This is a genomic window from Rhizobium sp. ERR 1071, assembly GCF_007828675.1.
In the GTDB taxonomy this organism is placed as follows: domain Bacteria; phylum Pseudomonadota; class Alphaproteobacteria; order Rhizobiales; family Rhizobiaceae; genus Rhizobium; species Rhizobium dioscoreae.
On sequence record NZ_VITM01000001.1, the window covers coordinates 22,920 to 39,867 of the forward strand.

Below are 16,948 nucleotides of genomic sequence, written 5' to 3' on the forward strand. Positions count from 1 at the left end.
CACGCCGATTCCCAGGACTAATAGAGTCGCACGCAAAGAACCCGATTTGAGACCAAAAGACAAGGAACGCATTCATGAGCGTCAGCGGCCTCCCATTCGACGATTTCCGCGCATTGCTGCGCGACCTTCCAGGCCCGGATGCCCGGGCGCTCGTGGCCGCGCGCGAACGTGATGCGCAGCTCACCAAGCCGCCGGGCGCGCTTGGAAGGCTGGAGGAGATCGCTTTCTGGCTGGCCGCCTGGACCGGTCGTGCGCCGGCCGTAACCCGGCCGCTGGTGGCGATCTTTGCCGGCAATCACGGCGTCACCAAGCAGGGAATTACGCCGTTTCCGCCTTCCGTAACCCAGCAGATGGTGGAAAACTTCGCAGCCGGCGGAGCCGCGATCAACCAGATCTGCGTTGCCTACGATCTCGGCCTCAAGGTCTTCGACCTCGCCCTCGATTTCCCGACGGGCGATATCACCGAAGAACCGGCATTGAGCGAGCGCGACTGTGCCGCGACCATGGCCTTTGGCATGGAGGCGATTGCCGGCGGTACCGACCTGCTCTGCATCGGCGAAATGGGCATCGGCAACACCACGATCGCCGCGGCCATTCATTACGCGCTCTATGGCGGCAAGGCCGAAGACTGGGTTGGCCCAGGCACCGGCTCGGAAGGTGAGATGCTGAAGCGCAAGATCGCTGCCGTCGAGAAGGCGGTGGCGCTGCATCGCGATCATCTCAACGATCCGCTGGAAATCCTGCGCCGCCTCGGCGGCCGCGAGATCGCGGCGATGGCCGGCGCCATTCTCGCCGCACGCATGGAACGGATCCCTGTTATCATCGACGGTTATGTCGCGACGGCTGCCGCTTCCATTCTCAAGGCCGCCAATCCCTCTGCGCTCGACCATTGCCTGATCGGGCACGTCTCCGCCGAGCCGGGTCATCTCCGCTCCATCGAGAAGCTTGGAAAGACACCGCTTCTGGCGCTCGGCATGCGGCTTGGCGAAGGTACGGGGGCTGCACTGGCGGCCGGCATCGTCAAGGCTGCGGCAGCCTGCCATTCGGGCATGGCGACGTTCGAAAGCGCCGGGGTTACGAACAAGCACTGAAAACTTGGCGGCGAGACGTTGAAATAAGCGTTTCGCCGCCTCAATTTCCTGTAGATGATCGGTTTCTCGTCATAAATCTGCAATGAATTTTGAAGGCGGCGAGCGGCGTCGCCTTGCTTCGCCCACGGCGAGGCGGTATTCGCAAGGCATCCAGATTGCAACCGGGACACTACGGGCGGAGCGCGAATGGCTGAGTTTTCAAAATCTGCGGTCAACAAGGAGACTGGAATTCGGCATTTTTTCGCCGCTGCAGGCTACTCCTGGGGCGGATTTCAGCGGCTGCTGCAGGAATCGGCCTTTCGCCAGGAACTGCTTTTCGCCGGGGTGGGACTGATCCTGTTGATTGCGGTCGGTGCGACCATCGGCGAGATCGTCATCGCGATGGTGCTGTTCCTCGCCGTCTTCGCAGTTGAGGCCATGAATACGGCGGTGGAAGAGGTGATCGACCGGATCTCGCCGGAGATTTCCAACGTCGGCAAACATGCCAAGGACCTCGGCTCGTTTGCCGTTCTCTGCATGCTGGTCGCGTCCGGCATCTACCTTCTTTATGTCATCGGCAGCCATCTGCTGTTTCGCTAAAGCAATTCCAGGAAAAGTGCGTAGCGGTCTTCCGTCCGGAATTGCGAGACAACAAAGAGATAGTGCGGTTCAGAGATTCCGTGAAAAGCTGGCGCGTCTAGCGATCATCACCCGAGCTGAGTTTAAGCGAAGCTCTTCTTGCGCCGTTCGGCGAGCGGCGCGTCCTCGACCGCCGGCAGACTTTGCAGCACGCGCTTGGGCGGCAATATGGCAATGACCTCCGTGCCTTCCCGCAGCTTTGATTTCAGCATGAACTGACCGTCATGCTTGGCAAGAATGGCCTGTACGATCGGCAGACCGAGGCCAGTGCCTTGTTCGGCGCTCTTGATGGCGATGGAGCCCTGACCAAAGGCGGACAGGACGATCGGGATCTCCTCTTCGGGAATGCCCGGACCGTTATCCTTGATCGCGACATATTCGCCGCCGCCGGCGGTCCAGCCGACCTTGACGCTGATCTCGCCGCCCTGCGGCGTGAATTTCACCGCATTCGACAGGAGATTAAGGATCACCTGGCGCATCGATTTCTCATCGGCCCAGACCGAGGGCAGCTGCGCTTCGAATTGCGATGAGATCGAAATGTTTTTCGCGCGGGCGCGCAGCTGCACCATGCCGATGCAATCCTCAGCAATATCGAGGAGGGAAATCGCTTCCTCGTTCAGCTCGTATTTGCCGGCCTCGATGCGCGAGAGATCGAGGATTTCGTTGATCAGGTTGAGCAGGTGCTGGCCGGATCGATGAATATCACTGGTGTATTCGCGATAGGTCGGATTGTTGAGCGGCCCCATGACCTCCGCCGACATGACCTCGGAAAAGCCGAGGATCGCATTCAGCGGCGTTCTAAGCTCATGCGACATGGAAGCAAGAAAGCGCGATTTGGCAAGGTTTGCTTCCTCGGCACGCCGGCGCGCTTCATCCGACATCGACTTCGCGACTTCCAGCTCGGCAATCAGATCGTCCTTCTCCGATTGGAAGGAGAGGATCTTCAGGTTCGATTGATACATGCGGTTGGTGATGAAGCTGAAGAATATCACGGCAACCGAAATGGCCGCAGTGAGGGCGATATCGGAGGGTCTTCGCGTGAGGATCGCGGCCACGGCCAGTGCGACGGTCGCCGGTGCGAAGGAAAATGGAACAGCCCGCGGCAACATGAAGCTGGACATGGCCGTGATGCAGATCGCCGCAAGCAGCGTCGTCCCTTTGTAGAAGGCGAAACTGTCGCCACCGCAGGTCGCACAATTTTGCATCGTGAAGAGCGCCCAGCAGAAGCCGACGAGCAATTGCCCCAGCAAGAGCAGCTGTCGCCACTTTCTGGCGCTTTCGGCCGACATTTCCTGCTTCTTGGCGCGCCGTCCGATCAGCATGTTGATGGCATGGGCCGTCAGGATCGGAATGGTCCAGAAGAGAATGCCGGCATCATGTGTGAGGTAGACGCCGAGAACGGCGACCACGATAACGAAGATCGGCACGACGGCAGCACTCTGCCGTAAGGTGTCGATGTGCATCATCATCAGTTCGCGGTCGAAATTGCGGCTATGGCCGCTTTGCAGGCGTTCGCGCGTTTGCCGCACGGCCTTCGACACAGCCCGGTTACGGTGACTGCGCGATCGGTCGACAATGTTTTTATCTGTCGATGTGCTGACGCCGGTGCTCATGGTTACATTGAAACTTGGCCTGCCTGAGGCTACACACTAGCCTTCAAATCTTAAGAAGATGCTGCGCCGAAATGATTTGTTTGCCATCTTCGCCAAGGATTTGTTCTTAAAGGAGGCAACAACGTGATGCGGTCGCGCCGCCTGTTTCGTGACGGCGTGGTCACTTTCGCGCTGCTTGTCATTCTTGCATTATTCGCGTTGAAGATGAACAATCGACCGGAAATCGTTCAAGACGGCAAGTTTTATGTCGTCGATGGCGACACGCTTTCCGCCAACGGCGAACGCTTGAGGCTGAAAGGCATCGATGCTCCCGAATATCGGCAGCACTGCCAGCGCAGTGGCGCGGATTGGGCCTGCGGCGAAGAAGCACGCAAGGCGCTTGCCACAATGATTAAGACCGGAGCGCCCGAATGCCGGGGATGGGAGAGGGATCGCTATGGTCGCCTGCTGGTGACATGCGTCACCGGCGATCTCGATATCAACGCCGCGATGGTTCGCAGCGGCATGGCGGTTTCCTATGGTGCCTATGCGAGCGAGGAACGGAGCGCACGGCAGGCGAAAGCCGGGCTTTGGGCCAGTGATTTCGAGAGGCCGAGCGACTATCGGCGCGAGGAGCGTATGGCTGGTGACAACGATCCGATTGCCGGATTGTTCGGCTATTTACGCCAGCTTGTCGGATGGAGCAGCCCATGAAGCAGGAGAGCAAATTGCAGATCCTGCGTTCCGCGATTGCGGCCTGTCGTCTCTGTCGGGACACACCGGCGAAAGGCGAGGCGGATCGCCTGCCACATGAGCCACGTCCGGTTGCGACACTATCGTCGACTGCGCGGATACTCATCGCAGGGCAGGCGCCGGGATTGCGCGTTCACGAGAGCGGCCTGCCATTCAACGATGCCTCGGGTGACCGTTTGCGTCAGTGGCTCGCCGTGGATCGCGAGAGTTTCTACAATCCGGACCATTTCGCCATAATGGGCATGGGCTTCTGCTTTCCGGGCTATGACAAGGCGGGAAGCGATCTGCCGCCGCGCAAGGAGTGTGCGCCGTTGTGGCGGCAGCGGGCAATGGATGCGATGCCGCAGATCGAATTGATCCTGACGATCGGTCAATATGCTCAGGCTTGGCATCTTGGGGCGGAGCGCATGGGGTCGATGACCGAGACGGTCGCGCAGTGGCGGCGTTACCTTCTAACCAACCGGTCGCCGTCCGTCCTGCCATTGCCGCATCCAAGTTGGCGCAACAGCGGCTGGCTGAAACGAAGCCCATGGTTCGAGGCCGAGTTGCTTCCCGTTTTGCAACAACGTGTGAAAAGCCTGCTTCCTTGAGAAAAAGTTTCTTTTCTATCGCTAAAAATAAGCTATAGAGAGAATATAATTCGAAGGGATGCTTAAATGGACCGTCTTGACCGCAAAATCCTGCGCCTTTTGCAGGAGGATTCCACTCTGGCCGTAGCCGATCTTGCCAAGAAGGTCGGTCTCTCGACGACGCCCTGCTGGCGCCGCATCCAGAAGATGGAAGAGGATGGCGTCATTCGCCGTCGCGTGGCCTTGCTCGATCCGGAAAAGGTCAACACGAAGGTCACGGTTTTCGTGTCCATCCGCACCAACAGCCACTCCATCGAATGGCTGAAGCGCTTTTCGGAAGTGATCGCTGATTTCCCGGAAGTGGTGGAATTCTATCGCATGAGCGGCGATGTCGACTATCTTCTGCGCGTCGTCGTTCCGGATATCGCTGCCTATGACGCTTTCTACAAGCGCATGATCGCCAAGATCGAAATCCGAGACGTCTCCTCGGCTTTCGCGATGGAGCAGATCAAGTACTCGACGGAACTGCCGCTCGATTACATGCTGCTGGAAAATGCCAAGTCCAACGAGGACTGACATGAACTGAGCGCCGTTTTGAAGAGGCGCTCAGCAGAAGTCGCTGATTTCGCGGCGGCCCTTTACTTCCTGTCCAGGCGCGCGAGCAGCGAGGAGGTATCCCAGCGATTGCCTCCCATCGCCTGGACGTCGCCGTAGAACTGATCGACGAGGGCCGTGAGCGGCAGCTTGGCTTTGTTGCGGCGGGCTTCCTCGAGCACGATGCTGAGATCCTTGCGCATCCAGTCCACTGCGAAGCCGAAATCATATTTGCCTGAAATCATGGTCTTGTGTCGGTTCTCCATCTGCCAGGAGCCGGCTGCACCCTTGGAAATGACCTCAACGACCTTCTCGATATCGAGGCCGGCCTGCTTGCCGAAGTGAATGCCTTCTGCCAGACCCTGAACGATGCCTGCGATGCAGATCTGGTTAATCATCTTGGTCAGTTGTCCCGCGCCGACAGGTCCCATCAGGCCGACCATGCGCGCATAGGCGTCGATGACGGGGCGGGCCTTTTCGAACACGGCTTCATCACCGCCGCACATGACGGTCAGCACGCCGTTTTCCGCGCCTGCCTGTCCGCCGGAAACCGGGGCGTCGATGAAATCGACACCTTTTTCCTTGGCGGCTGCGTAGAGTTCGCGGGCGACTTCGGCGCTTGCGGTGGTGTTGTCGATGAGAATCGAACCCGCCTTCATGGTTGAAAGGACGCCGTTCTCGCCTGTCGTCACCGAGCGCAGGTCGTCGTCATTGCCGACGCAGGTGAAGACGAAATCGGCACCTTCAGCGGCCTGAGCTGGGGTAGGGGCAAACTTGCCGTCATATTGTTTGGCCCATGCCTCGGCCTTGGCGGTGGTGCGGTTATAGACGGTGACGTCATGCCCACCCTTGACCTTCAAATGTCCGGCCATGGGATAGCCCATGACGCCCATGCCGATGAATGAGACCTTTGCCATTTCATAACTCCGTGACCGAATTTGTTTCGAAGGCTTAGCCGAAAGGCCAGAGAGACTAAAGACCGATTTGTCGGGCAACTTGTCACCATGGCATATGATTTGAAATCTCATTTCCAATTTTTTCATTTATTGGAATGAAATTTCGCTCTCATTGCGAATTTTCATAATTTCCTTTGTCGATATAATCTATGGATTTGCGATCTTAAGCCATCGACAACGAGCCGATGGCCGCGGAAGCGCCGAGGCCTCATGAAAAGGGATCTTCGATGATTTCGCGCAGACAGACACTCGGCCTTCTCGGTGCGACGGCGGCAGCTTTCGCTTTACCTTCCGTTCGACAGTCACGTGCGGCCGCAGCCACGACGCTTCGGATCGGCTGGCAGAAGAACAGCGTATTGGCATTGGCGAAGCGCGAAGGGGCGCTGGAAAAGCGACTTTCCGATCGCGGCATATCCGTGGAATGGTCGGAATTCACATCCGGTCCGCCGCTACTTGAAGCTCTCGGCGCCGGTGCTCTCGATTTCGGTGCCACGGGCGATGTGCCGCCGCTGTTTGCGCAGGCTGCCAATGGTAATCTGCTCTATGTCGGCATTTACACCGGCAGCCCCGAAAGCTCCGCCATTCTCGTGCGCAAGGATTCGCCGATCCAGACGCTTGCCGATCTCAAGGGAAAGAAGCTTGCCTTCAAGCGCGGCTCTAGCGCCCACAACGTCGCCGTTAAGGCGCTTCGCAAAGGTGGGCTTGGTATCAACGATGTCCAGCCGCTCGATCTCGCGCCGCCGGATGCGTCCGCTGCGTTCAAGACGGGCGCGATCGACGCCTGGTCGATCTGGGATCCCTATCTCGCCATTGCAGAGGCTGATCCGGATACACGCATCCTCGCGACTGCGCGGGGCATCGTCGATTCCTTCAGCTATTTCCTGGCGAACGGCGATTTCACCAAGGATAATCCGCAGGTGATTATCGACGTCATCGACGAACTGGCCAAGGTGGGGGCGGCGGCGCAATCGGATTTGGACAACACCGTTAAGGCCATGTCCGAAATCACCGGCGTGCCGGCCGAGGTGACGCGGGTGGTGCTGACGCGTCCGGGTGCGAATCTTGGCGGCGTCTCAACCATTACAGATGCGGCGATCGCCTATCAGCAGGGGCTGGCTGACGAGTTCTACAATCTTGGCATCGTTCCGAAGAAGCTCAACGTCACGGACATCGTCTGGCGGCCGAAGGCGAGCTGAGGCTGACAAGATACGCGGATATCGCCTGCGCCCCAAACACTACGGGCGTAGGCTTTATCAGCAAAAATATTTCGTCAGATACAGGCGATTAGAAAATCCATATTGTCGATATAATCCCTGGTCTATGCCACTATCCGGATCGAACATCGGGAGGTGGCTCCCGACCACGCGCATCCAGAAAGCAGGAAAGCTTCATGACCGCGACCGCAAAACCCATCGATTTCCTCTGGTTCATTCCGACCTCCGGTGACGGCACCTATCTGGGCACGGCCGATCTCAACCGCGGCCCGGAGATCGGCTATCTCCAGCAGATCGCGCAGGCGGTCGACCGGCTGGGCTATACGGGCGTACTTTTGCCGACTGGTGTTTCCTGCGAAGAATCTTTCGTTACCGCTGCAGCTCTTTCGGCACATACGCAAAAGCTGAAGTTTCTGGTCGCGATCCGCCCGGGTACGGCGTCGCCCGCCTATTATGCCCGTCTCGCCTCGACGCTCGATCGTGTCTCGAATGGCCGAGTGCTGCTCAACATCGTCGTAGGCGGCAGCCCGGCGGAGCTGGCCGGTGACGGCATTCATCTGGAACACGATGAGCGCTACGCCCATGCCGATGAGTTCTTCCATGTCTGGGAAGAGCTTCTGGAGACGGGCTCGTCCACTTTCGAGGGCAAGTATATCAAGGCCACCAATGCAAGGCTCGGCCTACCGCCGGTGCAGACGCCGCGCCCGCCGCTCTATTTCGGCGGTTCTTCCGATGCCGGCATCGAATTCTCAGTCGGTCGCGTCGACAAGTATCTGACCTGGGGCGAGCCGCCGGCACAGGTCGCCGAGAAAATTGCAAAGGTGCGGGCGGCCGCTGCCAAGCGGGGACGCGAAGTCAGCTTCGGCATCCGTCTGCATTTCATCGTTCGCGAGACGGACGAAGAAGCATGGGCTGCGGCCGACAAGCTGATTTCCAAGCTTGACGACGAGACGATCCGCGAAGCGCAGGAGCAATTCGTCAACCAGTCCGATTCCGTTGGCCAGAAGCGCATGGCCGCGCTGCATGGCGGCCGTCGCGACAAGCTCGAAGTGTCGCCCAACCTCTGGGCCGGCGTCGGGCTGGTTCGCGCCGGTGCGGGTACGGCGCTTGTGGGCTCGCCGAAGACGGTTGCCGCGAGGCTGCGGGAATATCAGGAGCTCGGTATCGAAACCGTGATCGGCTCGGGTTATCCGCATCTGGAGGAAGCCTATCGTGTTGCAGAGCTTCTCTTCCCTGAACTGGGATTGAAGCGTGACGAGCAGCGTGCCGGGTTCCGCAACGAATTCGGCGCCAAGCAGATTTTCGCCGGCGGCAGCCATGGCGGCAATCTCAAGGTCGTTTCCGGCTCGTAACGCCAGCTCAAAAGGGAGATTCCCATGTCGGCATTCGACACGTCCTTCGTCCGCGTGGCCTCGGAACGGCGCGCGCGCCAGGCCAGGGTCGCGCGGCAAGGCATCTCGTTCCAGAGATTTCTGCCGTTCCTGCTGCCGATCGTCGTCATCGCGGGATGGCAGCTGGGCTCGTCGCTTGGATGGATCTCCACCCGTATCATGCCGTCGCCGGCGGCGGTTGTGATCGCCTTCTGGCAAACCACGATCTCCGGGCAGCTGCCGAACAATATCCTCGTCAGCGCCGGCCGCGCTTTCGCCGGCCTGCTGGTCGGCGGCTCGATAGGCTTTCTGCTCGGTATCGCCAATGGTGTCTCGCGGCTGTCTGAACAGCTGACCGATACGACGCTGCAGATGCTGCGCACCATTCCGCACCTTGCCATGGTGCCGCTCGTCATCCTCTGGTTCGGGATCGGCGAAGAATCCAAGCTCTTCCTGACGGCGCTCGGCGTGCTGTTCCCGATCTACCTCAACACCTATCACGGCGTGCGCAATGTCGATCGCGGGCTGATCGAGATGGGCCGGGTCTATGGCATGAGCAGCTGGACGTTGTTCCGGAAGGTCATCTTTCCCGGCGCGCTTCCGTCCATTCTCGTCGGCTTGCGTTTCGCCCTCGGCATCATGTGGCTGACGCTGATTGTGGCTGAATCGATCGCGGCATCATCGGGCATCGGCTACATGGCCAACAATGCCCGCGAGTTTGGCATGACAGATGTCGTGGTGCTGACGCTGGTCATCTACGCCATCCTCGGCAAGCTCGCCGATGTCGTCGCCCGGACGATCGAGCGCAGGGCCTTGCGCTGGAACCCGGCCTACCAGAATTGAGGAGCTTCCCATGAGCGTCAACACACTCGATCGCCCGCGGGCGGAAGCCAAAAATGTCGCCTCCCAAGTTACGGGCGCCGCAGCCATCCATATCAAGGGTCTGGAGAAGAGTTTCGGCAACAACCGCGTCCTGCGTGGCATCGATCTCGATATTCCCGCCGGCCAGTTCGTCGCCGTCATCGGCAAGAGCGGCTGCGGCAAGAGCACGCTGCTGCGCATCCTTATGGGGCTGGAAGAGCCGAGTGCGGGCCATTTGCGCTTTGAGGCAGCCGACCGCAGTGACGCGCAACCGAATACGCGCATCGTGTTTCAGGAGCCGCGTTTGCTGCCTTGGCTTTCTGTCGCCGACAATGTTGCGGTAGGTCTGGGCGAGGGCGTCCCGCAGGATATTTCACGCAAGGAAACGGCCGCCGTTCTTTCCGAGGTGCAGCTGGCCGAGAAGGCCGGCGAATGGCCGTCCAGCCTTTCCGGCGGACAGAAGCAGCGCGTGGCGCTGGCCCGTGCGCTTGTCAGCAAGCCCGGTATCCTCGCGCTCGATGAACCGCTCGGTGCGCTGGATGCTTTGACCCGCATCAGCATGCAGGAATTGCTGAACCGCGTCTGGCGTGAATTGGGCTTTACCGCCGTGCTTGTTACCCACGACGTCAGCGAAGCCGTGCATCTGGCCGATCGCGTCGTGGTGCTGGACGAGGGCAGGATCGTGCTCGATCTTGCCATTCCCTATCCGCATCCGCGCCGCCATGGCAATCCGGCGCTGGCAGAGCTCGAAGGGCAGCTGCTGGCGGCGATCCTTGGTGACGCACGGGGTTAATTCGGCCTGCTATCGTTCCCCTCGACGTAGAGCCTGAGATTGTCAAAGCCGATTTCCGTGCCCATGAGGCGCGAGCCATTGTCGCTATAGCCGTCGAGGAAAACGACCTGCTCGACGAAGGTCATTTTCGTGCCGCCGGGTTCTGAGGCAAAATTGACAGTTGCGAGCGACACGGAAATCCTGACGTCGTCGAGCATCATGTCAAAGGCATAGATGAAGCGCTCGTTCTGGACGACGTCGATATAGTGCGCCTGATAGGCATGCACGACGCCATCGGTGGAGGCAGTACGGTTGCTTTCGCTGCCGCCGGTGCGGAAATCGAGCTGGAAATCCAGCTGCTTCCATTCGCCATGACAGGCAAACCATCGCTGCTTCTGTTCGGGGATTGCCCAGGCATTGAAAACCTTCGGCAGGGGCGCCTTGAAATAACGCTCTATGGTGATGGTCGTATGGTCTGTCGATCTGATGCTCATTCGTCCGTCGTCTCCGTCGATGTATCAGCGAGAAAGAGGTCAAGCCGGTCGAAGGTCCTGTTCCAGGACGCCTTGCGCTCGGCAATCCAGCGCTCGACAGCTGCCAGCGCTTCCTTGCGCAGGTGATAGGTGCGCACCCGACCGGTCTTTTCAGATAGTACCAGTCCGCTCGTCTCCAGCACCTGCAGATGTTTCATCACGGTTGGCAGCGCCATGTCGAGCGGCTGTGCCAGTTCCGTGACCGAGGCCGGTCCACGTCCGAGCCTGTCGATCATGCCGCGCCGGCTCTGGTCGGACAGGGCTTGGAACATCCGGTCGAGTGCCTGTGTTTCCTCAAGCATTCGGCTTTTCCGGCCGGAACTGCGCCGGCAGCTTGTCACTATAGGGGTACATGTGGAAATAAGGCATTGCTTCCTGCAGCACGCGGGCGAAAGACGGGCGCTCGATAAGGCGTTGATAATATGCTCTCAGCCGACCATGCTCTTTGGCGAAGGGAACGAGCGTTTCGGCGTAGAACAGGGCTGGCGCGGCGGCGCAATCCGCCACGGTCACATTGTCTCCGGTGATCCAGGTTTTTCCGTCCAACTGCTTTTCGATCATGCCGTAGGCGGTGCGCAGTAAGGTCTCGGCGTCGGCGACGCTTTGCGGGCTGCGATTCTCGTCTGTGCGGCGGACGTCCGCGACGATCGCTTGCATCGGCTCCTGCACATAGAGATCGAAGAAGCGATCCCAGAGCCTGACGCACAGGGCATCCGAAAGTTCGGTCGGCAACAGCTGCGTTGCGCCGGGATAATGCCGGTCGAGATATTCGATGATGATACTGGTCTCCGGAACGGTGCTGTCGAGTGCTTCATCGCGCAGGACTGGAAACTTGGCGAGAGGCCAGAGGCGCACCAGCGAGGCACGCGATTCCGCATTGCCGAGATCGATGATGCGGCTTTCGAAGGGTGTTCCGTTCTCATAAAGCGCCATCAAGACCTTGTGGCAGAACGAGGCGAGCGGATGCTGATAGAGAATAAGGGACATGCGACAACCTTCCGAGCTGATACTTATCTGAATGGCTAAGTATCAGGTTGCTGGTCGCCGCGCAAGGAAATAGTTATCCAAATGGATAACTATTTTCGGCGTGATGTATTTCGCTTCAATCGGCGAGACGACGGGCAATGACCAGATGGCCGGGCGTTGGCTGGCCATCTTCCATGCGGACGTTGATGTCGGTGATTTCGACGAGTTCGAAACCCGTCGCAGTCAGCCGCTCGCGTACATAGGCTTCCGAATGGGCGAAGCGCTGATGCGGGCCGACCATATAGGGACGTCCAGCCATGGTCGCCTCAGGCAGGGTCTCCGAAGAGAAGATGAAGAGGCCGCCTGGCGTCATGTTTTCGGCTGCGCCAAAAAAGAGCGGTTCCAGGGCGCCGAGATAGGGTAGGACATCCGTCGCGGTGATGAGATCGAAGGCATCCTCATCGTTGTCGTCAAGGAAATCCTCGACCTCAGCGACGAAGAGCGTCTCGTAGATGTCCTTCTCATGGGCGACTTCGACCATGTTCTCGGAAATGTCGATGCCGGTGATATCCTCGACGATATCGCGCAACGTGCCACCCGTCAGGCCCGTGCCGCAGCCGAGATCGAGCATGCGCTTGAAGGGGCCGAGACCAAGCGCCTGCAGGCGCTGGCGCACGAGAACCGGGACGTGGTAGCCGAGCTGCTCCACCAGCACATCCTCGAAAACCTCAGCATGCTGATCGAAGAGCGTCTCGACATAGGCATCAGGCGCCTTGACCGGCGTTTCGCCGCGTCCCATCGAGGCGATGCGCACGGCTGCGCCGCCATGATCCTCCGGGTCGAGAGCCAGAACATGCTCGTAGGCCTGCACCGCAGCGTCGATATCGCCGGCCTTCTCCAGCGCCAATGCCCGGTTATAGGCTTCCGCCAGAGCGTCTTCGTCGATCTTCTTCTTTGCCATGGTTACAGGCCCTTCCTTTTGTCACGCAGGCATTAAGATGCCTGATCGGCTTTTGCAATGCCTGCCGTGCAGGCGCAGAATATGACCTTCGGCATAGGCGGCTTGGGGAGGGCGCTATCCGGACAAAAATAAGGGAGGAACCACCATGGACAATGAACTCACCGCACCGAACCCGACAAGCGGCCCGGCGGAGCGCGGCCGCCCCTCCTTGCCGTCGACGTCGGCTGAAGTCACCAATACGCTGACCCATTATTATCGGGGTGAATTGGGGAGGATGACGAGTTGGCGCGATCGCATCGACCGGACATCGAACTGGGCGATCACGGTGGTTGCGGCTCTACTGTCCGTGTCGCTGTCGACACCGACATCGCATCACGGTGTTTTGCTATTCGGCATGATGCTGATCACCCTGCTGCTGATGATCGAGGCGCGGCGATATCGCTTCTTCGATGTCTACCGCTCGCGGGTGCGGCAATTGGAGCGGCACTATTTCGCCCAGATTCTGGCGCCGCAGGCCGAACTCAGTTCCGATTGGGCGCTGCCGATCGCGGCCAGCCTTCGGTCTCCGCGGCTTTTACTCAGCTATGCAGAGGCGGCGCAGCGGCGGTTAAGGCGCAATTACTGCTGGATGTATGGAATCCTGCTCCTTGCTTGGATATTGAAGATTTCAACACCGAGACTCCAGACGAATGGTGGCGTGCAAGAGATGCCGCACTCGTGGAGCTATATTATCGAGAATGCGGCACTCGAACCGATGCCCGGCGAAGTGGTCATCATCCTCGTCGCGGTATTCTATGCCTTCGTCCTCTACGGTGCGGTCCGTCGCGGGCCGGACGACGGGGATTTCATCCATGGCGAGGCGCATGTCTGACGGCGGCACAGCCGATCGCGACGTCGTCCAGGCGATCCGGCTGCTTAGTGCAGGATGAATTCTCCTTTTAGCGCCCGCCATTCGGTTGCTGAAATCAGCTTGCGATGGACATAGCGCACGGAATGCAGCGGGCCATCCAGCGTTTCCTGCCAGAATTTCAGGAAGCCGCGCATTTCCGGGAAGTTCGGGGCGAGATCATAGTCCTGCCAGATATAGGTCTGCAGGAATTGCGGATGATCGGGCAGGCGGTAGAAGATCTGCGCCGTGGTCAACCCATAACCCTGCAACTGCTTTTGCATGTCGTTATGCATGAGCTTTCTCTTTCCGTTCCCATTTTTTCGTGACTCATGGTCACTCAAATATGGAAACAGCAGATGGTAAACTCAAGCTTTACAAAAATGTCATGAACTAAATTTATTCACAGAAATCAATGTGTTAGCAGCATCTATGTGGGAGTGCTGCCAAGGTTGCGCCTGGGCGCAGCCTTGGCGAGATCAGCGCTTGAGATGCCGCGTCAGCCGGCCTTCCATCCGTGCCCAGCCATTCCGCATGAGTTCGACGATCACGAGGTAGAAAATCGCTGCCCAGAGATAGATCTGGTAATCATAGGTGCGTGAGAAGGCATAGCGGGTCTCGCCCATCAGGTCGTAGACGGTGATGATGGAGACGGTGGCCGAGCTCTTGATCAGCAGGATGATCTCATTGCCGTAAGGGCGGAGCGCCACGATGAGCGCCTGGGGAATGATAATCTTGCGGAAGGCGATCCAGGTATGGATACCAAGCGCGCTGGCGGCTTCCCGCTGGCCCCTCGGCACGCTCTGAATGGCGCCTCGGACGATTTCCGTCTGATAGGCGGCCGTGTTCAGTGTCATGGCGAAGACGCCGCAATAGAAGGGATCCTTGAAGAACCACCAGAGACCCATGTCCTCGAGCAACCAGCGGAAGCTCGGGAAACCGTAGTAGACCATGAAAATCTGGGCCAGCAGCGGCGTGCCGCGAAACAGATAGACATAGCAATAGGTCAGCGTGCTCAGAAATTTATTGCTCGACATACGGGCGAAAGCGAGCGGTATCGAGAGGATGGCGCCGAGGATGAAGGATGTGGCGACCAGTTTGATCGTAATGCCCAGGCCATGCAGAAGCCTCGGGCCGTAGGTTTCGAGCTTGTCGACGTCCCAGCCGAGGACGATCATCGCCAGCAGCGAAATACCGAGAATGGCCCAGAGGGTCAAAAAGAAATAACCGGCAATGCGCGCTTTGGACAGTTTCCTGACCGTCTCCGGCGGTGCCGGTCGCGCGGCGATCAGAACTTCGGCATGGCTCATCGATGGACCTCCGCGCGTTTAGCCCATCGATCGAGATAGAAGAGGCCGACGGAAGAGATGACGGCCAGTGTCAGATAAAACAGGCAAGCGATGGAATAGAAGGTGAAAGGTGCCTTGGTGGCACGAACGGCAATCCCCGTCTGCCTGATGATGTCGGCAAGGCCGATGATGGACACGTAAGACGTATCCTTCAGCAGGTTCATCCAGAGGTTCCCGAGATTTGGCAAGGAAATACGTACGAGTTGCGGCACGATGATAAGCCGCATGGTTCGCGCCCGATGAAATCCAAGGGCATCACCTGCCTCATACTGACCTTTGGGAATGGCTTTGAAGGCAGAGAGGAGGACTTCCGAGCAATAGGCGGAAAAGACGATCGCCAGTGCTACCATGCCGGCCGCGAATGCATTGATCTCGACGGGGCCATTGTAGCCGAACTTGGCGAGTAGCGATTGCAGAAGGATCTGCATGCCGTAGTAGATGATGAAAAGCGTCAACAGTTCCGGCAGGCCACGGAAAATCGTCGTGAAGACACCTGCCGCAAGCCGCAACGGCCTTTCCTCGGATTGCTGCGCGAGCGCGACGAAGAAGCCGATGATGACGCCAAGCGGCAGCGTCAGGACCGAGACGGCTATGGTTATCTTCAATCCGCCGGCCAGTTCGTCGCCCCAGCCCGTATCGCCGCAAGCGAGCATGGTATCCGGTCGGAACATGCTGAACACGGTGAACAGTCCCGCAGGACCGCACAATGGATCAAAAATCGTACTCAACCAGGTCCACAAGGAACCAAGGGCGGAAAACAATCCGCTCATGCTATATTTCCCCTAGCGGCTTTTGCCGCGTTTCTGCTTATATTCTTCTCGTTGTCAAACAAAAACGGCGGAAGGGCAAGCTTCCGCCGTCGTCTTTTCCCAGGGAATCGACGGGCGATCAGTCGCCGTAGACGTCGAAATCGAAATATTTGTCCTGGATTTTCTTATAGGTGCCGTCAGCGCGGATCGCAGCGATCGCGGCGTTCAGCTTGTCCTTGAGAGCCGTATCGCCCTTGCGGACGGCGATGCCTGCACCCGCACCGTTGATGACCGGATCGATTTTCAGCGTGCCGAGCATCTTGCAGCAATTGCCTGCATCGGACTTTACCCATTCCGACAGCACGACCACGTCGTCGATGGCGGCGTCGATGCGGCCATTGCTGAGGTCGAGCTTGTATTCGTCGGCCGACGGATAAAGCTTCAGCTCGGCATCCTTCAGGTGCGCCGAGGCGTAGTTCGCATGCGTCGTGGACGACTGCGCACCAATCGTCTTGCCCTTCAGGGCTTCGTCGGTGGCTTCCTTGAGGGTGGAGTCCTTCGGAACGGCGATCGCCGGCGGCGTGTTGTAGTACTTGTTGGTGAAGTCGACGATCTTCTCACGTTCGGGCGTGATCGACATCGAGGAAACGATCGCGTCGAACTTCTTGGCCTGCAGAGCCGGAATGATGCCGTCGAAATCCTGGTTCACGAAGGTGCACTTGACCTTCATCTGATCGCAAAGCGCATTGGCTATATCGATGTCAAAGCCGACGAACTTGCCACCTGCATCGAGTGATTCGAACGGCGGATAGGTCGCGTCGGTGCCGATGACGAGCGTGTCGCCGTCGGCAAGCGCCGCGCCGGCGACAAGCGACATCGCGGCAAAGGACGCGGCGGCAAGAAGACGAGTGGAGATGCGCATATTGACCCTCTCTGTTGGTGGCCGGCAGCCCATTATTGTTTTTGGCAGACGGCTCGAGTGGAGCGGGCCGGTAGCCCGCCTTGCGGCGATATTCGTACTTTTTTTCTGGAAAATGCAACTGGAATTACGAAGGCAACCTGCCTTTGCGCAATGCAAGCCCGCCAAAGGGAAATCTGAACGAAACCCATCCGC

General features: G+C 58.9%; 20 protein-coding genes. 10 read left to right on the forward strand and 10 right to left on the reverse strand.

The window, feature by feature from the left end; translation table 11 throughout:
* The first annotated feature begins 74 nt into the window (after positions 1-74).
* Positions 75-1,091: a nicotinate-nucleotide--dimethylbenzimidazole phosphoribosyltransferase gene (gene cobT / locus FBZ99_RS00120; protein WP_095435100.1), complete on the forward strand. Its 1,017-nt coding sequence runs from the start codon at positions 75-77 to the stop codon at positions 1,089-1,091.
* A 186-nt stretch (positions 1,092-1,277) separates the two neighbouring features.
* Positions 1,278-1,670: a diacylglycerol kinase gene (locus FBZ99_RS00125; RefSeq protein WP_092716218.1), complete on the forward strand. Its 393-nt coding sequence runs from the start codon at positions 1,278-1,280 to the stop codon at positions 1,668-1,670.
* Positions 1,671-1,792: 122 nt separating this feature from the next.
* Here the strand turns inward: FBZ99_RS00125 and FBZ99_RS00130 are convergent, their stop codons facing one another.
* Positions 1,793-3,322 carry a sensor histidine kinase gene (locus FBZ99_RS00130; RefSeq protein ID WP_113354589.1) on the reverse strand — a complete coding sequence of 510 codons (1,530 nt, stop codon included), beginning with the start codon at positions 3,320-3,322 and terminating at the stop codon, positions 1,793-1,795.
* Positions 3,323-3,445: 123 nt separating this feature from the next.
* On the opposite strand from FBZ99_RS00130, the gene FBZ99_RS00135 reads away from it, so the two are divergent.
* The 3 genes from FBZ99_RS00135 to FBZ99_RS00145 all read left to right on the forward strand — a co-directional run bounded on the left by FBZ99_RS00135 (position 3,446) and on the right by FBZ99_RS00145 (position 5,199).
* A complete protein-coding gene (locus tag FBZ99_RS00135; RefSeq protein ID WP_145630963.1) occupies positions 3,446-4,015 on the forward strand; it encodes a thermonuclease family protein in 570 nt (189 codons plus the stop codon).
* The gene (locus FBZ99_RS00140; RefSeq protein ID WP_145630964.1) at positions 4,012-4,644 is read left to right on the forward strand and encodes a uracil-DNA glycosylase family protein; all 633 of its coding nucleotides are present in this window, start codon (positions 4,012-4,014) and stop codon (positions 4,642-4,644) included. The genes FBZ99_RS00135 and FBZ99_RS00140 overlap by 4 nt, the downstream gene beginning before the upstream one ends.
* 66 nt (positions 4,645-4,710) lie before the next feature.
* Positions 4,711-5,199 carry an Lrp/AsnC family transcriptional regulator gene (locus FBZ99_RS00145; RefSeq protein ID WP_069613098.1) on the forward strand — a complete coding sequence of 163 codons (489 nt, stop codon included), beginning with the start codon at positions 4,711-4,713 and terminating at the stop codon, positions 5,197-5,199.
* A gap of 62 nt (positions 5,200-5,261) precedes the next feature.
* On the opposite strand, the gene FBZ99_RS00150 is transcribed toward FBZ99_RS00145, so the two are convergent.
* On the reverse strand, positions 5,262-6,260 hold the full coding sequence (locus tag FBZ99_RS00150) for an NAD(P)-dependent oxidoreductase (protein WP_333783684.1): 999 nt from the start codon (positions 6,258-6,260) through the stop codon (positions 5,262-5,264).
* Between the two features lie 140 nt (positions 6,261-6,400).
* On the opposite strand from FBZ99_RS00150, the gene FBZ99_RS00155 reads away from it, so the two are divergent.
* The 4 genes from FBZ99_RS00155 (at position 6,401) to FBZ99_RS00170 (ending at position 10,411) form a co-directional block, all read left to right on the forward strand.
* Positions 6,401-7,369, forward strand: a complete 969-nt coding sequence (locus FBZ99_RS00155; protein ID WP_113354593.1) for an aliphatic sulfonate ABC transporter substrate-binding protein — start codon at positions 6,401-6,403, stop codon at positions 7,367-7,369.
* 194 nt (positions 7,370-7,563) lie between these two features.
* Complete coding sequence (gene ssuD / locus FBZ99_RS00160; protein WP_145630966.1) at positions 7,564-8,739, forward strand: FMNH2-dependent alkanesulfonate monooxygenase; 1,176 nt, start codon at positions 7,564-7,566, stop codon at positions 8,737-8,739.
* A gap of 24 nt (positions 8,740-8,763) precedes the next feature.
* Entirely contained in the window at positions 8,764-9,600 is an 837-nt protein-coding gene (ssuC, locus tag FBZ99_RS00165; protein ID WP_145317114.1) for an aliphatic sulfonate ABC transporter permease SsuC, read from the forward strand.
* Positions 9,601-9,610: 10 nt separating this feature from the next.
* Positions 9,611-10,411, forward strand: coding sequence for an ABC transporter ATP-binding protein (locus FBZ99_RS00170; protein WP_145317116.1), 801 nt, complete (start codon positions 9,611-9,613; stop codon positions 10,409-10,411).
* Here the strand turns inward: FBZ99_RS00170 and FBZ99_RS00175 are convergent.
* From FBZ99_RS00175 to FBZ99_RS00190, 4 genes are all read right to left on the reverse strand, one after another.
* Positions 10,408-10,884 (reverse strand): SRPBCC family protein, encoded by a 477-nt coding sequence (locus FBZ99_RS00175; protein ID WP_145630967.1) that lies wholly within the window; start codon positions 10,882-10,884, stop codon positions 10,408-10,410. The two genes, FBZ99_RS00170 and FBZ99_RS00175, sit on opposite strands and share 4 nt — an antisense overlap.
* Positions 10,881-11,225: an ArsR/SmtB family transcription factor gene (locus FBZ99_RS00180; RefSeq protein WP_069613092.1), complete on the reverse strand. Its 345-nt coding sequence runs from the start codon at positions 11,223-11,225 to the stop codon at positions 10,881-10,883. Before FBZ99_RS00180 ends, FBZ99_RS00175 begins: the two co-directional genes overlap by 4 nt.
* On the reverse strand, positions 11,218-11,910 hold the full coding sequence (locus tag FBZ99_RS00185; RefSeq protein ID WP_145630969.1) for a glutathione S-transferase family protein: 693 nt from the start codon (positions 11,908-11,910) through the stop codon (positions 11,218-11,220). The genes FBZ99_RS00180 and FBZ99_RS00185 overlap by 8 nt, the downstream gene beginning before the upstream one ends.
* A gap of 115 nt (positions 11,911-12,025) precedes the next feature.
* A complete protein-coding gene (locus FBZ99_RS00190) occupies positions 12,026-12,850 on the reverse strand; it encodes a methyltransferase domain-containing protein (protein ID WP_145317122.1) in 825 nt (274 codons plus the stop codon).
* Between the two features lie 145 nt (positions 12,851-12,995).
* Here FBZ99_RS00190 and FBZ99_RS00195 point away from each other — a divergent pair, with 145 nt between their 5' ends.
* Complete coding sequence (locus tag FBZ99_RS00195) at positions 12,996-13,721, forward strand: DUF2270 domain-containing protein (protein WP_145630970.1); 726 nt, start codon at positions 12,996-12,998, stop codon at positions 13,719-13,721.
* A gap of 44 nt (positions 13,722-13,765) precedes the next feature.
* Here the strand turns inward: FBZ99_RS00195 and FBZ99_RS00200 are convergent, their stop codons facing one another.
* The 4 genes from FBZ99_RS00200 to FBZ99_RS00215 all read right to left on the reverse strand — a co-directional run bounded on the left by FBZ99_RS00200 (position 13,766) and on the right by FBZ99_RS00215 (position 16,756).
* The gene (locus FBZ99_RS00200) at positions 13,766-14,032 is read right to left on the reverse strand and encodes an usg protein (RefSeq protein ID WP_015340141.1); all 267 of its coding nucleotides are present in this window, start codon (positions 14,030-14,032) and stop codon (positions 13,766-13,768) included.
* Positions 14,033-14,215: 183 nt separating this feature from the next.
* Complete coding sequence (locus FBZ99_RS00205) at positions 14,216-15,046, reverse strand: ABC transporter permease (protein ID WP_145630971.1); 831 nt, start codon at positions 15,044-15,046, stop codon at positions 14,216-14,218.
* The gene (locus FBZ99_RS00210) at positions 15,043-15,855 is read right to left on the reverse strand and encodes an ABC transporter permease (RefSeq protein ID WP_113354599.1); all 813 of its coding nucleotides are present in this window, start codon (positions 15,853-15,855) and stop codon (positions 15,043-15,045) included. Before FBZ99_RS00210 ends, FBZ99_RS00205 begins: the two co-directional genes overlap by 4 nt.
* Positions 15,856-15,973: 118 nt before the next feature.
* Entirely contained in the window at positions 15,974-16,756 is a 783-nt protein-coding gene (locus FBZ99_RS00215) for an ABC transporter substrate-binding protein (protein ID WP_113354600.1), read from the reverse strand.
* Between the last annotated feature and the right edge of the window lie 192 nt (positions 16,757-16,948).

Bases quoted from the DNA above. Each gene is read 5' to 3' on its own strand.
- ssuC (WP_145317114.1), top strand. From the start codon at position 8,764: ATGTCGGCATTCGACACGTCCTTCGTCCGCGTGGCCTCGGAACGGCGC.
- FBZ99_RS00140 (WP_145630964.1), top strand. From the start codon at position 4,012: ATGAAGCAGGAGAGCAAATTGCAGATCCTGCGTTCCGCGATTGCGGCC.
- FBZ99_RS00190 (WP_145317122.1), bottom strand. From the start codon at position 12,850: ATGGCAAAGAAGAAGATCGACGAAGACGCTCTGGCGGAAGCCTATAAC.
- FBZ99_RS00125 (WP_092716218.1), top strand. From the start codon at position 1,278: ATGGCTGAGTTTTCAAAATCTGCGGTCAACAAGGAGACTGGAATTCGG.
- FBZ99_RS00185 (WP_145630969.1), bottom strand. From the start codon at position 11,910: ATGTCCCTTATTCTCTATCAGCATCCGCTCGCCTCGTTCTGCCACAAG.
- FBZ99_RS00180 (WP_069613092.1), bottom strand. From the start codon at position 11,225: ATGCTTGAGGAAACACAGGCACTCGACCGGATGTTCCAAGCCCTGTCC.
- FBZ99_RS00145 (WP_069613098.1), top strand. From the start codon at position 4,711: ATGGACCGTCTTGACCGCAAAATCCTGCGCCTTTTGCAGGAGGATTCC.
- FBZ99_RS00130 (WP_113354589.1), bottom strand. From the start codon at position 3,322: ATGAGCACCGGCGTCAGCACATCGACAGATAAAAACATTGTCGACCGA.
- ssuD (WP_145630966.1), top strand. From the start codon at position 7,564: ATGACCGCGACCGCAAAACCCATCGATTTCCTCTGGTTCATTCCGACC.
- FBZ99_RS00200 (WP_015340141.1), bottom strand. From the start codon at position 14,032: ATGCATAACGACATGCAAAAGCAGTTGCAGGGTTATGGGTTGACCACG.
- FBZ99_RS00205 (WP_145630971.1), bottom strand. From the start codon at position 15,046: ATGAGCCATGCCGAAGTTCTGATCGCCGCGCGACCGGCACCGCCGGAG.
- FBZ99_RS00155 (WP_113354593.1), top strand. From the start codon at position 6,401: ATGATTTCGCGCAGACAGACACTCGGCCTTCTCGGTGCGACGGCGGCA.
- FBZ99_RS00215 (WP_113354600.1), bottom strand. From the start codon at position 16,756: ATGCGCATCTCCACTCGTCTTCTTGCCGCCGCGTCCTTTGCCGCGATG.
- cobT (WP_095435100.1), top strand. From the start codon at position 75: ATGAGCGTCAGCGGCCTCCCATTCGACGATTTCCGCGCATTGCTGCGC.
- FBZ99_RS00210 (WP_113354599.1), bottom strand. From the start codon at position 15,855: ATGAGCGGATTGTTTTCCGCCCTTGGTTCCTTGTGGACCTGGTTGAGT.
- FBZ99_RS00175 (WP_145630967.1), bottom strand. From the start codon at position 10,884: ATGAGCATCAGATCGACAGACCATACGACCATCACCATAGAGCGTTAT.
- FBZ99_RS00170 (WP_145317116.1), top strand. From the start codon at position 9,611: ATGAGCGTCAACACACTCGATCGCCCGCGGGCGGAAGCCAAAAATGTC.
- FBZ99_RS00195 (WP_145630970.1), top strand. From the start codon at position 12,996: ATGGACAATGAACTCACCGCACCGAACCCGACAAGCGGCCCGGCGGAG.
- FBZ99_RS00150 (WP_333783684.1), bottom strand. From the start codon at position 6,260: ATGAAAAAATTGGAAATGAGATTTCAAATCATATGCCATGGTGACAAG.